Source organism: Maribellus luteus (assembly GCF_003576475.1).
GTDB classification, from domain to species: Bacteria; Bacteroidota; Bacteroidia; order Bacteroidales; family Prolixibacteraceae; genus Draconibacterium; species Draconibacterium luteum.
In genome coordinates this window covers 1-512 of the sequence record NZ_QWGR01000308.1, presented here as the reverse complement: position 1 = coordinate 512, position 512 = coordinate 1, and the positions used below count along the sequence as shown (strand labels likewise).

Below are 512 nucleotides of genomic sequence, written 5' to 3'. Positions count from 1 at the left end.
CTGGTGGTGGGCGTGATCTTCTTCTTCCTGCGCAACGCCCGCGCCACCCTGATCCCCAGCGTGGTGGTGCCGCTGTCGCTGCTGGCCACGGCCGGGGTGATGCTGCCGATGGGCTTCAGCCTCGACAACCTGTCGCTGATGGCGCTGTCGATCGCCGTCGGCTTCGTGGTCGACGACGCGGTGGTCATGCTGGAGGCGATCTGGCGGCGGATCGAGCACGGCGAGCGGCCGTTCCAGGCGGCCCTGGCCGGCTCGGGCGAGATCAACTTCACCATCCTGTCGATCTCGATCTCGCTGGTGGCGGTGTTCACGCCGCTGCTGTTCATGGGCGGCGTGGTCGGGCGGCTGTTCCGCGAGTTCGCGGTGACGATCTCTGTAGCCATCCTTGTGTCCGGATTCGTGTCGCTGACCCTGACGCCCATGCTCTGCGCGCGGGTGCTCAAGCCCCACGATCCGCATCACAAACCCAACTTCGTGCTGCGCTGGTTCGAGGCGATGTTTGAGTCCTGGCT

At 66.2% G+C, this 512-nt stretch carries 1 protein-coding gene; it reads left to right on the top strand.

Translation table 11 applies throughout. The features are described 5' to 3' along the window. On the top strand, nucleotides 1-512 hold a 512-nt coding region (locus D1614_RS29010), incomplete at both ends, for an efflux RND transporter permease subunit (protein WP_147384427.1).